The 13,187-nt window shown below is 72.0% G+C and carries 8 protein-coding genes; 3 read left to right on the forward strand and 5 right to left on the reverse strand.

Translation table 11 applies throughout. From position 1 onward, the window contains the following. Positions 1-97 precede the first annotated feature (97 nt). Positions 98-1,333 carry a cytochrome P450 family protein gene (locus tag B9W62_RS10175; RefSeq protein ID WP_087806879.1) on the reverse strand — a complete coding sequence of 412 codons (1,236 nt, stop codon included), beginning with the start codon at positions 1,331-1,333 and terminating at the stop codon, positions 98-100. 106 nt (positions 1,334-1,439) lie between these two features. Next, positions 1,440-2,117 carry a ScbR family autoregulator-binding transcription factor gene (locus B9W62_RS10180; RefSeq protein WP_087806880.1) on the reverse strand — a complete coding sequence of 226 codons (678 nt, stop codon included), beginning with the start codon at positions 2,115-2,117 and terminating at the stop codon, positions 1,440-1,442. A 329-nt stretch (positions 2,118-2,446) separates the two neighbouring features. Here B9W62_RS10180 and B9W62_RS10185 point away from each other — a divergent pair, with 329 nt between their 5' ends. From B9W62_RS10185 to B9W62_RS10195, 3 genes are all read left to right on the forward strand, one after another. Beyond that, complete coding sequence (locus tag B9W62_RS10185) at positions 2,447-4,516, forward strand: acyl-CoA dehydrogenase family protein (RefSeq protein WP_087806881.1); 2,070 nt, start codon at positions 2,447-2,449, stop codon at positions 4,514-4,516. 189 nt (positions 4,517-4,705) lie between these two features. Continuing rightward, complete coding sequence (locus B9W62_RS10190; RefSeq protein ID WP_087806882.1) at positions 4,706-5,935, forward strand: trypsin-like serine peptidase; 1,230 nt, start codon at positions 4,706-4,708, stop codon at positions 5,933-5,935. Between the two features lie 97 nt (positions 5,936-6,032). Next, a complete protein-coding gene (locus tag B9W62_RS10195) occupies positions 6,033-7,250 on the forward strand; it encodes a trypsin-like serine peptidase (protein WP_087806883.1) in 1,218 nt (405 codons plus the stop codon). A 96-nt stretch (positions 7,251-7,346) separates the two neighbouring features. On the opposite strand, the gene hflX is transcribed toward B9W62_RS10195, so the two are convergent. From hflX to B9W62_RS10210, 3 genes are all read right to left on the reverse strand, one after another. Continuing rightward, positions 7,347-8,840 carry a GTPase HflX gene (gene hflX, locus B9W62_RS10200; protein WP_087806884.1) on the reverse strand — a complete coding sequence of 498 codons (1,494 nt, stop codon included), beginning with the start codon at positions 8,838-8,840 and terminating at the stop codon, positions 7,347-7,349. A 146-nt stretch (positions 8,841-8,986) separates the two neighbouring features. Beyond that, on the reverse strand, positions 8,987-10,513 hold the full coding sequence (locus B9W62_RS10205) for a M1 family metallopeptidase (RefSeq protein WP_087806885.1): 1,527 nt from the start codon (positions 10,511-10,513) through the stop codon (positions 8,987-8,989). Positions 10,514-10,778: 265 nt separating this feature from the next. Beyond that, complete coding sequence (locus tag B9W62_RS10210; RefSeq protein ID WP_087806886.1) at positions 10,779-12,956, reverse strand: RelA/SpoT family protein; 2,178 nt, start codon at positions 12,954-12,956, stop codon at positions 10,779-10,781. Positions 12,957-13,187 lie beyond the last annotated feature (231 nt).

Below are 13,187 nucleotides of genomic sequence, written 5' to 3' on the forward strand. Positions count from 1 at the left end.
GCGCGGTTCCGGCGGCGCGGTTCCGGCGGCGCGGTTCCGGCGGCGCGGTTCCGGCGGCGCGGTTCCGGCGGCGCGGTTCCGGCGGCGGAGCCGAGCGTCAGGCCGACGCCGGGCCGAGCAGCACGGGGAGCGCACCGTACCCGTGGAGCATGAAGGTGGGTATGGGCCCGAGTTCGTCCGGTGCACAGGCGAGCTCCAGCTTCGGGTACCGCTCGAAGAGCTGCGCGAAGGCGACCCCCGCCTCGATCTCCGCGAGCGGGGCCCCCATGCACCGGTGCGTACCGTGCCCGAAGCCGAGATGGTCGCGCTTCTCCCGCAGCAGGTCGAACCGGTCGGCGGTCGGCCCGTGGCGCCCCTCCTCCAGGCCGGCCGCGTGGAACGCGACGATGATCGGATCCCCCTGCTTGATGAGCACCCCGTCGAGGTCGACGTCCTCGACGGCGAACCGCATCGGGGCGAACGCGGGCGGCGTGTGCACGCGCAGGGTCTCGGCGACCACGTCGCTCCAGTCGGCGCGACCGGCGCGCACGTGGTCCAGCTGGTCCGGGTGGGTGAGGAGTGCGGCGACCGCGTTGGTGATCAGCATGGCGGTGGTGTCCTGGCCCGCAGCGATCATCATGAAGAGGGTGCCGAGGAGTTCGTCCTCGCTCAGCCGGTCCTCCTGGTCGCGCGCCTGGATCAGTGACGTGGTCAGGTCGTTACCGGGCCGCTCCCGCTTGTCGCGCACCAGTTCGGCGAGCAGGCCGTAGGCGCGCACACGCGCGGCGTCCATCTCCGCACCGCTGACGGTGCTGCAAAAGACGGTGTGCAGCGCGGCACTGAGCTGGTCCGTCGCGTCGCCCGGGGGCACGCCGTACAGCTCGCAGATGACGCGCAGGGGCAGCAGGTCGGCGTAGGCGGTCTTCAGGTCGACCGGCGTCCCCGCCGGGGACTTGCCCAGCTCGTCGAGGAGGTCCCGCGCGATCCGCTCCACCTTGGGCCGCTGGGACTCGGACCGGCGCGCGGTGAAGGCGCCGGCGATCAGCCTGCGCAGCCGGGCGTGGTCGCTCCCGTAGGCGAAGAGCATGTTCTCGTTGGCCACCCACGGATACAGGGGCCATTCCTCGGTGATCTCTCCGGCGGCGAAGGCGGGCCAGTGCCGGCGGGCGTCCCTGGACACACGAGGGTCCGTCAGCAACCTCTCGACGTACTCCTGCCGGACGACCGCCCAGGCGATCACGCCTCCCGGCAGCTCCACCTGGACGGCGGGGCCCCGGGCCCGCAGCCGCGCGGCCTCCCCGACCAGGTCTTGCCCCGTCACGTCCAGCGCGTAAGGACAGACTGTCGTTCCCATTGACACTCCCCCAGTTGGTCTTGCCCAACACATGCGTCACTTGCCGTGCGGAACGCCCCCTCCGCGGCGCACGCGTCCTCGCGCCCCGGTCACAGCACCACGGCGGTCAGCCGACCGCCGCCGCGGACTGCCGGCGCAGCTCCATCGCCTGTTCGTGGACGCGGGCCCCGCGGTCGGCGCTCATGTCCAGCCGGACGAGCACGGCGGGGACCGCGACACTCGACATCAGGTGCCGTTCGATGTCGGCCACCCGCTCCATGAGGTCGCCGTACCCGGTCATGATCTTCGACAGGATCTGGGCCCCGGTGAAGGCCGCGACGAACATCCGCGCGGCGTCCTCGACATCGACCTGGGGCAGCAGTTCCCCGTTCGCCTTGGCGCGGGCCAGGACCGAGGCGTTGTGCTCGATCCAGCCGGCCATCGGCGTCTGCCGGTTCAGCCCGTCCTGCGTGACCCCCTGCTCCACGGTGAGCCTGATACTGCCGCGGACCATCGCGTCCCCGGTGCTCAGCAGGTAAGCGAGGAGGAAGGTCGAGTCCAGGCCCTCCTGGAGGACCAGCTCCTGCGGAGCCGGCTCGGGCACCGCGCCCACCTGGTCGGACAGCACCGCCTGCGCCAGCTCCTCCTTGGAGGAGAAGTGGAAGTACAGCGCGCCCTTGGTCACGCTGGCCCGGTGGAGGATCTCCGAGATCGTCGCCGCCTCGTAGCCGACGTCGGCGAAGACCGACGCGGCCGCGACCAGAATGGAATGGCGCGTCCTGATCGCCCGCTCCTGAAGTGCCACGCCCCACACCTCCGCGCCGCCCCACTTATGAGGCCCAGTAAAGAAAACCGACAGGTTCGTATTCCCTGCACCCGGGAGCACACTAACAGACTCGCGCGCCGGTTTTCCAGGAGCGGCGCCACGGCATCTCATGCGTGGGCATATGCCTGAAACCCCAAGTTGAAGCGGTGATTCCACTAGATCGGCACACCGGGGCCGAGCTGTGCGAAGGGTTCCCATCAGGCTCTGCTTTGCCAATTCTTGACTTGATAAGAAAACCGGTAGGTCCGTATCTTCTGGCTCACTGCACGTCCAACCATCCGGATCTGCACTAGCGGGGGGAGAGGGCCATGGCCCTTCTGACGTCGAGGAACGAGCAACGCCCCAGCACAGCGAGCGACGCGATCACCACTCCGGATCAGTCCCTGACGGACGATCTGCGCGCGATCGAGAGCCTGACGTTCGGCCACTCCGGCCGACGCGGCACCAAGGACACCGACGCCACCGGCGTTACCAGCACCACGAGCACCACAGGCACCACAGACGCCACAGGCACGACGAGCACGGCGAGCACTACGAGCACGGCGAGCACTACGAGCACGGCGAGCACGGCGAGCACCAGCGAACTCACCCGTCTGCTCTTCGACCGTGAGGGCGAGCGGGACCGCGTCCACCGACCGTGGCAGCGACTCATAGCCGACGAGGCCTTCCGGCACCGCCCGGGCCTGTCACCCGTGGAGCAGGCCGCCCGGTCCTACGAGTGGCTCCGCATGCTCAACGCGAGCGTGTCCCGGCCCGAGAGCCTCGCCCAGGACGCGGGCCGGCTGGCCGGCCTGCACGAGTGGGCGGCGATCGTGGACGGCGGCGGGGGCCTGTGCACGGTGGCGAGCATCCACTACAACCTCTTCCTGGGCAGCCTCCTGGACCACGAGGGCGGCACCCGGCGCGACCTGTCCGCGTTCACGTCCATGCGGCGCGTCGGCACCTTCCTGTGCACCGAGTTGGATCACGGCAACGACAGCTTCGCGCTGGAGACCACCGCCGAACTCGACCCGGCCACCGGCGGCTTCATCCTGCACACGCCGAGCCCGGGCGCCCAGAAGTTCATGCCCAACACCAGCACGACCGGCGGCCCCAAGACCGCCGTGGTCGCCGCCCGCCTTCTGGTCGAGGGCCGGGACCAGGGCGTCTTCCTGTTCCTCACCCCGCTCAGCGACGAGGCCGGACACCTGCCGGGCGTCCGCGTGCGCCGACTGCCGTTCCGCCCCGGAGCACCCGTCGACCACTGCCTCACCGCCTTCGACCGGGTGCGGCTGCCCCGGGAGGCACTGCTGGAGGCGGAGCACGGCCGACTCGGCGGTGACGGCACGCTCAACAGCACCCTCGGCAACCGTCGCAAGCGTTTCCTGCGCTCCATCAGGCGGGTCACCGAAGGGAAGCTGTGCATGAGCGGCGCCGCGATCGGGGCCTCCCGCGCCGCCCTCGCCATCGCCGTCCGGTACGGCCGCCACCGCCACGTCAGCGGGCCCAGGGCCGGCGAGCGCATCCCGGTCGACGCCTACCGCACACACCACAGCCGGCTTCTCCAGGCACTGTCCACGGCGTACGCCATGACCTTCCTGCACCGCTCGGTGGTCTCCCGCTGGGAGGGCCGCACCGAGGCGGAGCAGGAGGACGTCGGGCGTCTGGTGGCCGTCGCCAAGGGCTGGATCACCTGGCAGGCCCGCGGCATCACGGTCGAGTGCCGCGAACGGTGCGGCGCCCAGGGGCTGTTCGCGGTCAACGGCCTGTCCGGGTTCCCCGAGTACATCGAGGGAACGGTGACCGCCGAGGGCGACAACCTCCTGATCTGGTCCAAGGCGGCCGCCGAACTGGTCTTCCACCAGGAGGCGGAGCAGGCCGGACCGGTGGCGCCGCCCACCGGCGCCGAGGAGCTCGGCGACCCCCGTTACCTGCGGCACCTGCTCGCTCGTTCCGAGGCCCTCTGGCAGGCCCGGGCGCGCGCGGCGCTGCGTCAGGGACCCGCGAAGGATCCGGTGGCCCGCTGGAACACCACGTCCTCGGCGGCCCTGGAGATGGTCTCGGACCACGCCTCGCTGAACGCGGCCGACGCCTTCCTGGACGCGGTGCGATCGGCGGACCAGCCGCAGGCCCGGGACCTGCTCGAACGGCTCTGCCTGCTGTTCCTGCTGCACCAGGTGGAGCGGCGCACCGGCGACCTGCTGGCGCACGGCTGCATGAGCAACGAGCAGGTACGCGCGCTGCCCGCCGTGCTCGACTCGGTGACCGGCAGCCTCGCCCCGCACATGACGTCGCTGGTCGACGCCTTCGATCTGCCCGCCGAGTATCTGGACGCGGTGCCCATCGCCAACAGCGGCTCTGTACAGCTGGCCGACCACGCGGGGATCGCCGCCGAGTAGCGCCGGTCACGGCGGCTGTGTCCGAACCGTTGCCGTTCCGTCGGAAGTCCCCCACGGCGGGCGCATAGTGTGTGGTGCCGTTCCAGGTCGCAGTCGATCCGCGGAACCGGGCCCCGGGAGACCGGGCCGGGTCCGCGGATCGGCTCGGCCGCAGCACCATGTTCGTTCACAGCAGGGGGAGTCAACACCATGCGATCCATACGGCCGTCGTTCAGCACGCGCACAGGCAGGCGCGGACGGCGCGGAACCTCCTCCGCGGCCGCCGCCGTGGCGCTCGTCTCGGCGCTCGCGCTCACCGCCACGGCGTGCGAGGACGGCGACCCCGAGGCGGGCGGCGACGCCTCGGCCTCCGCCTCCGCCGTCGACGACGGCAAGGGCGGCATCCGCATCCCGGACCACATCAAGGACAAGCTCAAGGAACACGGGATCGACGTCGACGACTGGAAGAACGGCGCCTGGAAGAACTGGAACAAGGACGACTGGCTGCGCGAGGCGCAGGACTTCGTCAACCCGATCATCGAGGGCCTGTGGGACCCCGACCGGATGCGGGACGCCGAGGAGCCGGACCAGGAGGTCGACGAGAACGACATCTCCGGGGACCAGGGCGTCACCGACCCGGAGCCCGCCCCCGTGGAGGCGGCGGCCGTGCCGGCCAAGTACCACGACAACGCCGCCACGGCCGGCAAGCTCCTCTTCGACTCCCCCAAGGGTTCGATGGTGTGCTCGGCGACGGTCGTGAAGGACCCGGCCAACCCCGGCAAGTCCAACATGGTGTGGACGGCCGGTCACTGCGTGCACGCCGGCAAGAGCGGCGGCTGGTACCGCAACATCGCCTTCGTCCCGTCGTACAACGACGCGGACATGTCGGCCGAGGAACTGCAGAAGGCCACCAAGGAGGAGATCGCTCCCTACGGTGTCTGGTGGGGCGACTGGGCGCAGACCTCGGACCAGTGGATCGAGCAGGGCGGTGCGACCGGCGGTGACGGCGCCTCGTACGACTTCGCCGTGATCCATGTGACGCCGGAGAAGGGCAGCGGCGGCAAGTCGCTGGAGGAGACGGTCGGCGCCGCGCTGCCGGTGGACTTCGACGCGCCGGCCGTGCCGGAGATCGAGAGCATGAAGGCGATCGGCTACCCGGCCGCGCCGCCGTACGACGGCCAGAAGCTGTACGCGTGCCAGGACAAGCCCGGACGGCTGTCGCTCAACGCCTCCGACCCGACGATGTACCGCATCGGCTGCACCATGACCGGCGGTTCGTCCGGCGGCGGCTGGGTCGCCGCCGGTTCCGACGGCAAGCCCGCGCTGGTCTCCAACACCTCCATCGGCCCGGTGACGGCCGGCTGGCTGGCCGGTCCGCGCCTGGGCGAGGAGGCCAAGGGCGTGTTCGACGCGGTGAGCGGCAAGTTCGCCGGCCAGTGAGGACGGTGGGGTGCGCCGGGCCCGAGCCCGGCGCCCCGCCGCGCGTTCCTTGACAGACATGCACGCATTCACACGTTTCAACGGGGGTCGTCGCACCATGCGTTCCACACCTGTGTCCGCCGCGCCGCGGCGCGGACGGCGCACCGCACTCGCCGCGGCCGGACTGGTCGCCGCGCTCACGCTCACCGCGACCGCCTGTGGCGGATCGGAGCAGGACGAGGCCGAGGCCAAGCCCGGCGGCGGCACCTCCCAGGCCGCCGACGCGGGCGACGCCGCCGGCGGCGGGGGCGGTCTGGCGGCCGGTCTCGCGGACCGGCTCGAGGAGCACGGCATCGACGTCGACAAGTGGAAGGACGGCGGCTGGAAGAACTGGGACGAGGACAAGTGGCTCAGTGAAGCCAAGGACTTCGTCAACCCGGTGATCGAGGGCCTGTGGCAGCCGGACCGGATGAAGTCCGCGAAGGAGGCCGACAAGACCGTCACGACCAAGGACGCGGCCGCCGACCAGGGTGCCACCGACCCGGAACCCGCGCCCGTGGAGGCCGTGGCCGAGAAGAAGCCGTACCACGAGAACGCGGCCCCGGTCGGCAAGGTCTTCTTCGACTCCCCCGAGGGGTCGATGGTCTGCTCCGGCACGGTGATCAAGGACGTGAACCACCCGGGCAAGTCCAACCTGGTGTGGACGGCGGGCCACTGCGTGCACGCGGGCGGCAGCGGCGGCTGGTACCGCAACATCGCCTTCGTCCCGTCGTACAACGACTACGGCAAGTCCGAGGCCGAGCTGGCGAACGCGACGGCCACCGAGATGGCGCCGTACGGCACCTGGTGGGCGGACTGGGCGGCGACCTCCGACCAGTGGATCCAGGGCGGTTCGGAGAGCGGCGGTGACGGGGCCGCGTACGACTACTCGGTGCTGCACGTGAAGCCGGAGCAGGGCGGCAAGTCGCTGGAGGAGACCGTCGGCGCCGCTCTCGAGGTGGACTTCTCCGCCCCGTCGGCGACGGAGGTGTCCAGCATGGGCGCCTGGGGCTACCCGGCGGCGGCGCCGTACAACGGCCTGGAGATGTTCAAGTGCGTCGACCGGCCGGGCCGGCTGTCGCTGAGCCCGTCGCTGCCGACGATGTACCGCATCGGCTGCACCATGACCGGCGGTTCGTCGGGCGGCGGCTGGTTCCGGGTGGTGGACGGGGAGACCAAGCTGGTCTCCAACACCTCGATCGGCCCGCTGGAGAACACCTGGCTGGCGGGCCCGCAGCTGGGCCGGGCGGCCGAGGCCCTGTACCAGAACATGAGCAAGACGTACGGCGGCCGGTGACCGGCACGGGAAGCCGTCCACGACCGAGGGCCCGTCCCCTGCCGAGGCAGGGGACGGGCCCTCGGTCGTCCGGCCCGCTGCCGGGCCGTACGGGTCTCAGGCGAGCGGCGCGGGAACGTACGGCGTGAACTCCGCCGCCAGCTCCTCGTGCACCCGGACCTTGAGCAGGGTGCCCTCCGGGGTGTGCTCCTCGGAGATCACCTCGCCCTCGTCGTGGGCGCGGGCCACCAGCTTGCCGTGGGTGTACGGCACGAGCGCCTCGATCTCGACCGAGGGACGCGGCAGCTCGTTGTCGATCAGGGCGAGCAGCTGGTCGATGTTCTGGCCGGTGCGCGCCGAGACGGCGATGGCCCGCTTCTCGACCCGCAGCAGCCGCTGGAGCACCACCGGGTCGGCCATGTCGGCCTTGTTGACCACGACGATCTCCGGTACGTCGGTGGCGCCGACGTCCCTGATCACCTCGCGCACGGCGGCCAGCTGCTCCTCCGGGACGGGGTGCGAACCGTCGACCACGTGCAGGATCAGGTCGGAGTCGCCGACCTCCTCCATCGTGGAGCGGAACGCCTCGACCAGGTGGTGCGGCAGGTGCCGGACGAAGCCGACGGTGTCGGCCAGCGTGTACAGCCGCCCGCTGGGGGTCTCGGCCCGGCGCACGGTCGGGTCGAGGGTCGCGAACAGGGCGTTCTCGACCAGGACGCCCGCGCCCGTGAGGCGGTTGAGCAGCGAGGACTTGCCGGCGTTGGTGTAGCCCGCGATGGCGACGGAGGGCACCTTGTGGCGCTTGCGCTCCTGGCGCTTGATCTCGCGGCCGGTCTTCATCTCCGCGATCTCCCGGCGCATCTTCGCCATCTTCTCGCGGATCCGGCGCCGGTCCGTCTCGATCTTGGTCTCACCGGGGCCGCGGGTGGCGAGGCCGCCGCCCTTGCCGCCGCCCATCTGCCGGGACAGCGACTGGCCCCAGCCGCGCAGCCTCGGCAGCATGTACTGCATCTGCGCGAGCGCGACCTGTGCCTTGCCCTCCCGGGACTTGGCGTGCTGGGCGAAGATGTCCAGGATCAGGGCGGTGCGGTCGATGACCTTGACCTTGACGACGTCCTCGAGGTGGATCAGCTGGCCCGGGCTCAGCTCACCGTCGCAGATGACGGTGTCCGCGCCCGTGTCGAGGACGACGTCCCGCAGCTCCTCGGCCTTGCCGGAGCCGATGTAGGTGGCGGCGTCGGGCTTGTCGCGGCGCTGGATCACGCCGTCGAGCACGAGCGCGCCCGCCGTCTCCGCGAGGGCGGCCAGCTCGGCCAGCGAGTTCTCCGCGTCCTGCACGGTGCCCGAGGTCCAGACGCCGACGAGGACGACCCGCTCCAGCCGGAGCTGGCGGTACTCGACCTCGGTGACGTCCTCGAGCTCGGTGGACAGGCCCGCCACCCGGCGCAGGGCCGCGCGGTCGGAGCGGTCGAACTGCTCGCCGTCCCACTGCGAGTCGTTTGCGCGGTTCCAGGCGACGTCCTCTTCCATCAGGGCATCGGCCCGGAGGCCCTCGGGATAGGTCTGCGCGAGACGCTTGGTGTCCTGGGAGGGGGAAGAAGAGGAGGTCATTGGATCCTTACGTAGCTGGGAATCGGTGGGCGCGGCACATGCTCCGCGACATTCTGTACAACGTGCGAGCCGCCGGGGAGATTCCCGGGGCCCGTACCGCGCCGTCCCGAAGATGGTCGCACGGCACGGGCCGTCTCGTCACCGGCTTATTCGCCGTGTGCCCGGTGTGCCGCCTTGGCGGGGGCCTTCGCGGCGGGGGTCTGCTTCCAGTCCGGGTGGCCGGGCATCGGCGGGGTCTTCTCGCCGTACAGCCAGGCCTGGAAGAAGTCGCCCAGGTCGCGGCCTGCGGTCTCGGAGGCGAGCCGGACGAAGTCGGCGGTCGTCGCCGTGCCGTCCTGGTTCCGGGCGACCCACGCGCGCTCGACGCGGTCGAAGACGGCGCCGCCGACCTCCTGGCGCAGGGCGTAGAGCACGAGCGCGGCGCCGTCGTACACGTTGGAGCGGAAGATCCCGGTCTTGCTGCCGTTCTTGGGCGGCTTGGGGGCCGCGGGCGGCCCTCCCGCGGTGCGCCAGCGGTCGGAGGCCCCGTAGGCGGCCTTCATGCGCGCCGCCATGGGCTTGTCCGCGGTCTCCTCCGCGTACAGCGCCTCGTACCAGGTGGCGTGTCCCTCGTTCAGCCACAGGTCGGACCAGGTGGCGGGGCTGACGCTGTTGCCGAACCACTGGTGGGCCAGCTCGTGGACCATGATCGACTCGACGTACCACTTGGGGTAGCCGGGCTCGGTGAACAGCTCCCGCTCGAAGAGGGAGAGCGTCTGGGTCTCGAGTTCGAAGCCGGTGGTGGCGTCGGCCATGAGCAGGCCGTAGGTCTCGAAGGGGTAGCGCCCGACCTTCTCCTCCATCCACGCGATCTGGCCGGGGGTCTTCTCCAGCCACGGTTCGAGCGCCGCGCGGTGCTTCGTCGGCACGACGTCCCGGACGGGCAGCCCGTGCGGGCCGGTGCGGTGCAGCACGGTGGAGCGGCCGATCGACACCTGGGCCAGCTCGGTGGCCATGGGGTGTCCGGTCCGGTAGGTCCAGGTGGTCGACCCCCCGGCCCGGTCCACGCGGGCCGGCAGGCCGTTGGCCACGGCCGTGAGCCCGTCGGGCGCGGTGATGTGGAACGTGAACCGCGCCTTGTCCGAGGGGTGGTCGTTGCAGGGGAACACCAGGTGGGCGACGTCCGCCTGGTTGGCCATGGCGAGGCCGTCGGCGGTGCGCACCCAGCCGCCCTGGCGGTCCTCGGGATACACGGGATCGCTGCTGTGCCGGACGGTGATCCGCGTCCGGTCGCCCTCGTCGAGCGCGTCCTCGGGCGTCACGACGAGGTCCTCACCGGCGGTGGCGAAGGCGGCGGGCTCGCCGTCGACCTCGACGGAGTCGACCTTCCCGTGGGCGAAGTCGAGGTTGAGCCGGTCCAGGTCGGCGGTGGTCCGGGCGTCGATGACGGTGACGGCCCGCAGCGGTTCGCTGTTGCTGCCGGAGTAGGTGAACGAGAGGTCGTACGCCGTCACGTCGTAACCGGGGTTGCCCAGCTGCGGGAAGAGGCGGTCGCCGACGCCCAGCGGGGTGGGCGGGGCGCTCGCGGCGACCAGGCAGACGGAGACGGCGGAGGCGAGCAGCGCCGCGGCCCTGAGCCGGCGCCGGGCGCGTGCGCTGGGTCGCGGAGTCGGGGGGTGAGGGGTGTGCAGCATCCCTCACGGCTATCAGCGCGCGCCTGCCCCGCGGCGACGGCGCGCGCCCGGAACACCCGAACGGGTCCCGCGGGCGCGCACGCCGTGCGGTGACGGCGCCCGGTTCCGTGCGGACGGTGCGGGGCAGGTGCGGTGACGCGCCCGACCGGAGCGCCCGACCGGCCCACCGGACCGGAGCGCCCGACCGGCTTCCGTACCGGCGCGCCGCGGGCCGTGCGGCAGCGGCGCGCCCGGGGCAGCCGAACGCTTCCGCGCGGCCTGCCGGTCAGGCGCCGGTCGGCTGCGGCTGGGCCCGGCTGACGTCGTACACGCCGGCCACGTCGCGCATGGCCCGCATGAGGGCGGGCAGCCGGGCGGCGTCCGGGAGCACCACGGTGTAGCTGTGCCGGACCCGCTGGCGGTCGGGCGGCTCGACGGTCGCGGAGACGATTTCGGCGCCTTCGAGGGCCATGGCCTCGGTGAGGTCGGCCAGGAGGTGCGGGCGGCCGAACGATTCGGCGAGCAGGGTCACCCGGCAGCCGGTGCTCTCGCCCCAGCGCACCCCGACCTCGGGCCGCCCGGCGTCCTTCATGCGCGCCACCACCGCGCACTGGGCGCGGTGCACGGTCACCACTCCCCCGCGCACGGCGAAGCCGGTGATCTCGTCCGGCGGTACGGGGGTGCAGCAGCCCGCCAGCCGCACGGTGGCGCCCGGCGGGTCGACGAGGACGTCGGCGGAGGCGGGGCGGACGGGTGCGGCGCCCGCGGCCGGACGCGGGGCGCCGGGGTGGGCGTGGGTGTCGGGCGCGGCGGGGTCGCGGGCCGGCTCCTCGGTCTCGGGCGCCGGCTCCGGGTGGGCCGCGAGCCTGCGCTGGATGGCGATCCGCGCGGCGGGGGTGTGCGCGTGCTCCAGCCAGTCCCTGGACGGCTCGGAGGCGGGGTCCTGCCCCATCAGGAGCTGCACGGTGTCGCCGTCCCGCAGCACCGTGCTCATGGTCGCCAGCCGGCCGTTGACCCGGGCGCCGATGGTCGCGTGCGCGTCCTCGCCGTACTGGGCGTAGGCGGCGTCGACGCAGGTGGCGCCCTCGGGGAGGCCGAGGGTGCCGCCGTCGGGGCGGAAGACGGTGATCTCGCGGTCCTGGGCGAGGTCCTCGCGGAGGGTGGACCAGAAGGTGTCGGGGTCGGGGGCGCCGCGCTGCCAGTCGAGCAGCCGGGACAGCCAGCCGGGCCGGGTGGGGTCGGCGCGCTCGCCGTCGCCCGCGCTCTGCTCCTCCGACGGCGGCGCGTACGGGTTGCCGAGCGCGACCACACCGGCCTCGGCGACCTTGTGCATCTGGTGGGTGCGGATGAGGACCTCGACGACCTGGCCGTCCTCCGCGCGGGCGACCGCCGTGTGCAGCGACTGGTAGAGGTTGAACTTGGGGACGGCGATGAAGTCCTTGAACTCCGAGACGACGGGCGTCATACAGGTGTGCAGTTCACCGAGGACGGCGTAGCAGTCGGCGTCCTCCTGGACGAGCACCAGGAGGCGGCCGAAGTCCGCGCCGCGGAGCGTGCCGCGTTTGCGGGAGACGCGGTGCACGGAGACGAAGTGGCGCGGGCGGATGAGGACTTCGGCCTGGATGTCGGCCTCGCGCAGCACCCCTCGCACCTCGTCGGCGACCGCGGCGAGCGGGTCGTCCGCGCGGGCGGCGTTCTCCTGGACCAGCTCGCGCGTGTGGGCGTACTCCTCGGGGTGCATGACCGCGAAGACGAGGTCCTCCAGCTCGGACTTGAGGGCCTGGACGCCGAGCCGTTCGGCGAGCGGGATGAGGACGTCGCGGGTGACCTTGGCGATGCGTTCCTGCTTCTCGCGGCGCATGACGCCGAGGGTGCGCATGTTGTGCAGCCGGTCGGCGAGTTTGATCGACATCACGCGGACGTCGTTGCCGGTGGCGAGGAGCATCTTGCGGAAGGTCTCGGGTTCGGCGGCGGCGCCGTAGTCGACCTTCTCCAGCTTGGTGACGCCGTCGACGAGGTAGCGGACCTCGGCGCCGAACTCCTCGCCCACCTGGTCGAGCGTCACCTCGGTGTCCTCGACGGTGTCGTGGAGGAGGGAGGCGGTCAGGGTGGTGGTCTCGGCGCCGAGTTCGGCGAGGATCAGGGTCACGGCGAGGGGGTGGGTGATGTACGGCTCGCCGCTCTTGCGCATCTGGCCGCGGTGCGAGGACTCGGCCAGGACGTAGGCGCGGCGCAGTGGGTCGAGGTCGGCGTCGGGGTGGTGGGCGCGGTGCGCCTCGACGACGTGGCCGATGGCGTCGGGCAGGCCCCGGCTGCGGGTGGCGGAGCCGAGCAGCGCGGCGCGGCCGAGGCGGCGCAGGTCGATCCGGGGGCGGGCCTTCCTGCGGGGGGCCGGCGTGACGGCGCCGGTGGCCGCGGGCGGCACGGGGCCCGGGCTCGCTGGATTCACGGCCTCCGCGTTCATGGGCACCTCCGGCTGCGCGGACCGGCGGACGGGTGATCCCAGGGCGGACACGGCTCAGGGGATGTTGTCGGTCCCCCGTCCGGGCCGGTGCTTGATGCTATCGAGCCCATCACGTGCGGCCGACCGCCTCTCGCCGAGCGTGAAACGGATCACCCATTCGAGCGATGGTCCGAGGGTTTACGTTTTCGCACTGAGTGTCATGAACCGGGCTGTGGTTCACCTCGGCCATGG

Source organism: Streptomyces sp. CS113 (genome assembly GCF_002188365.1).
GTDB classification, from domain to species: Bacteria; Actinomycetota; Actinomycetes; order Streptomycetales; family Streptomycetaceae; genus Streptomyces; species Streptomyces tendae.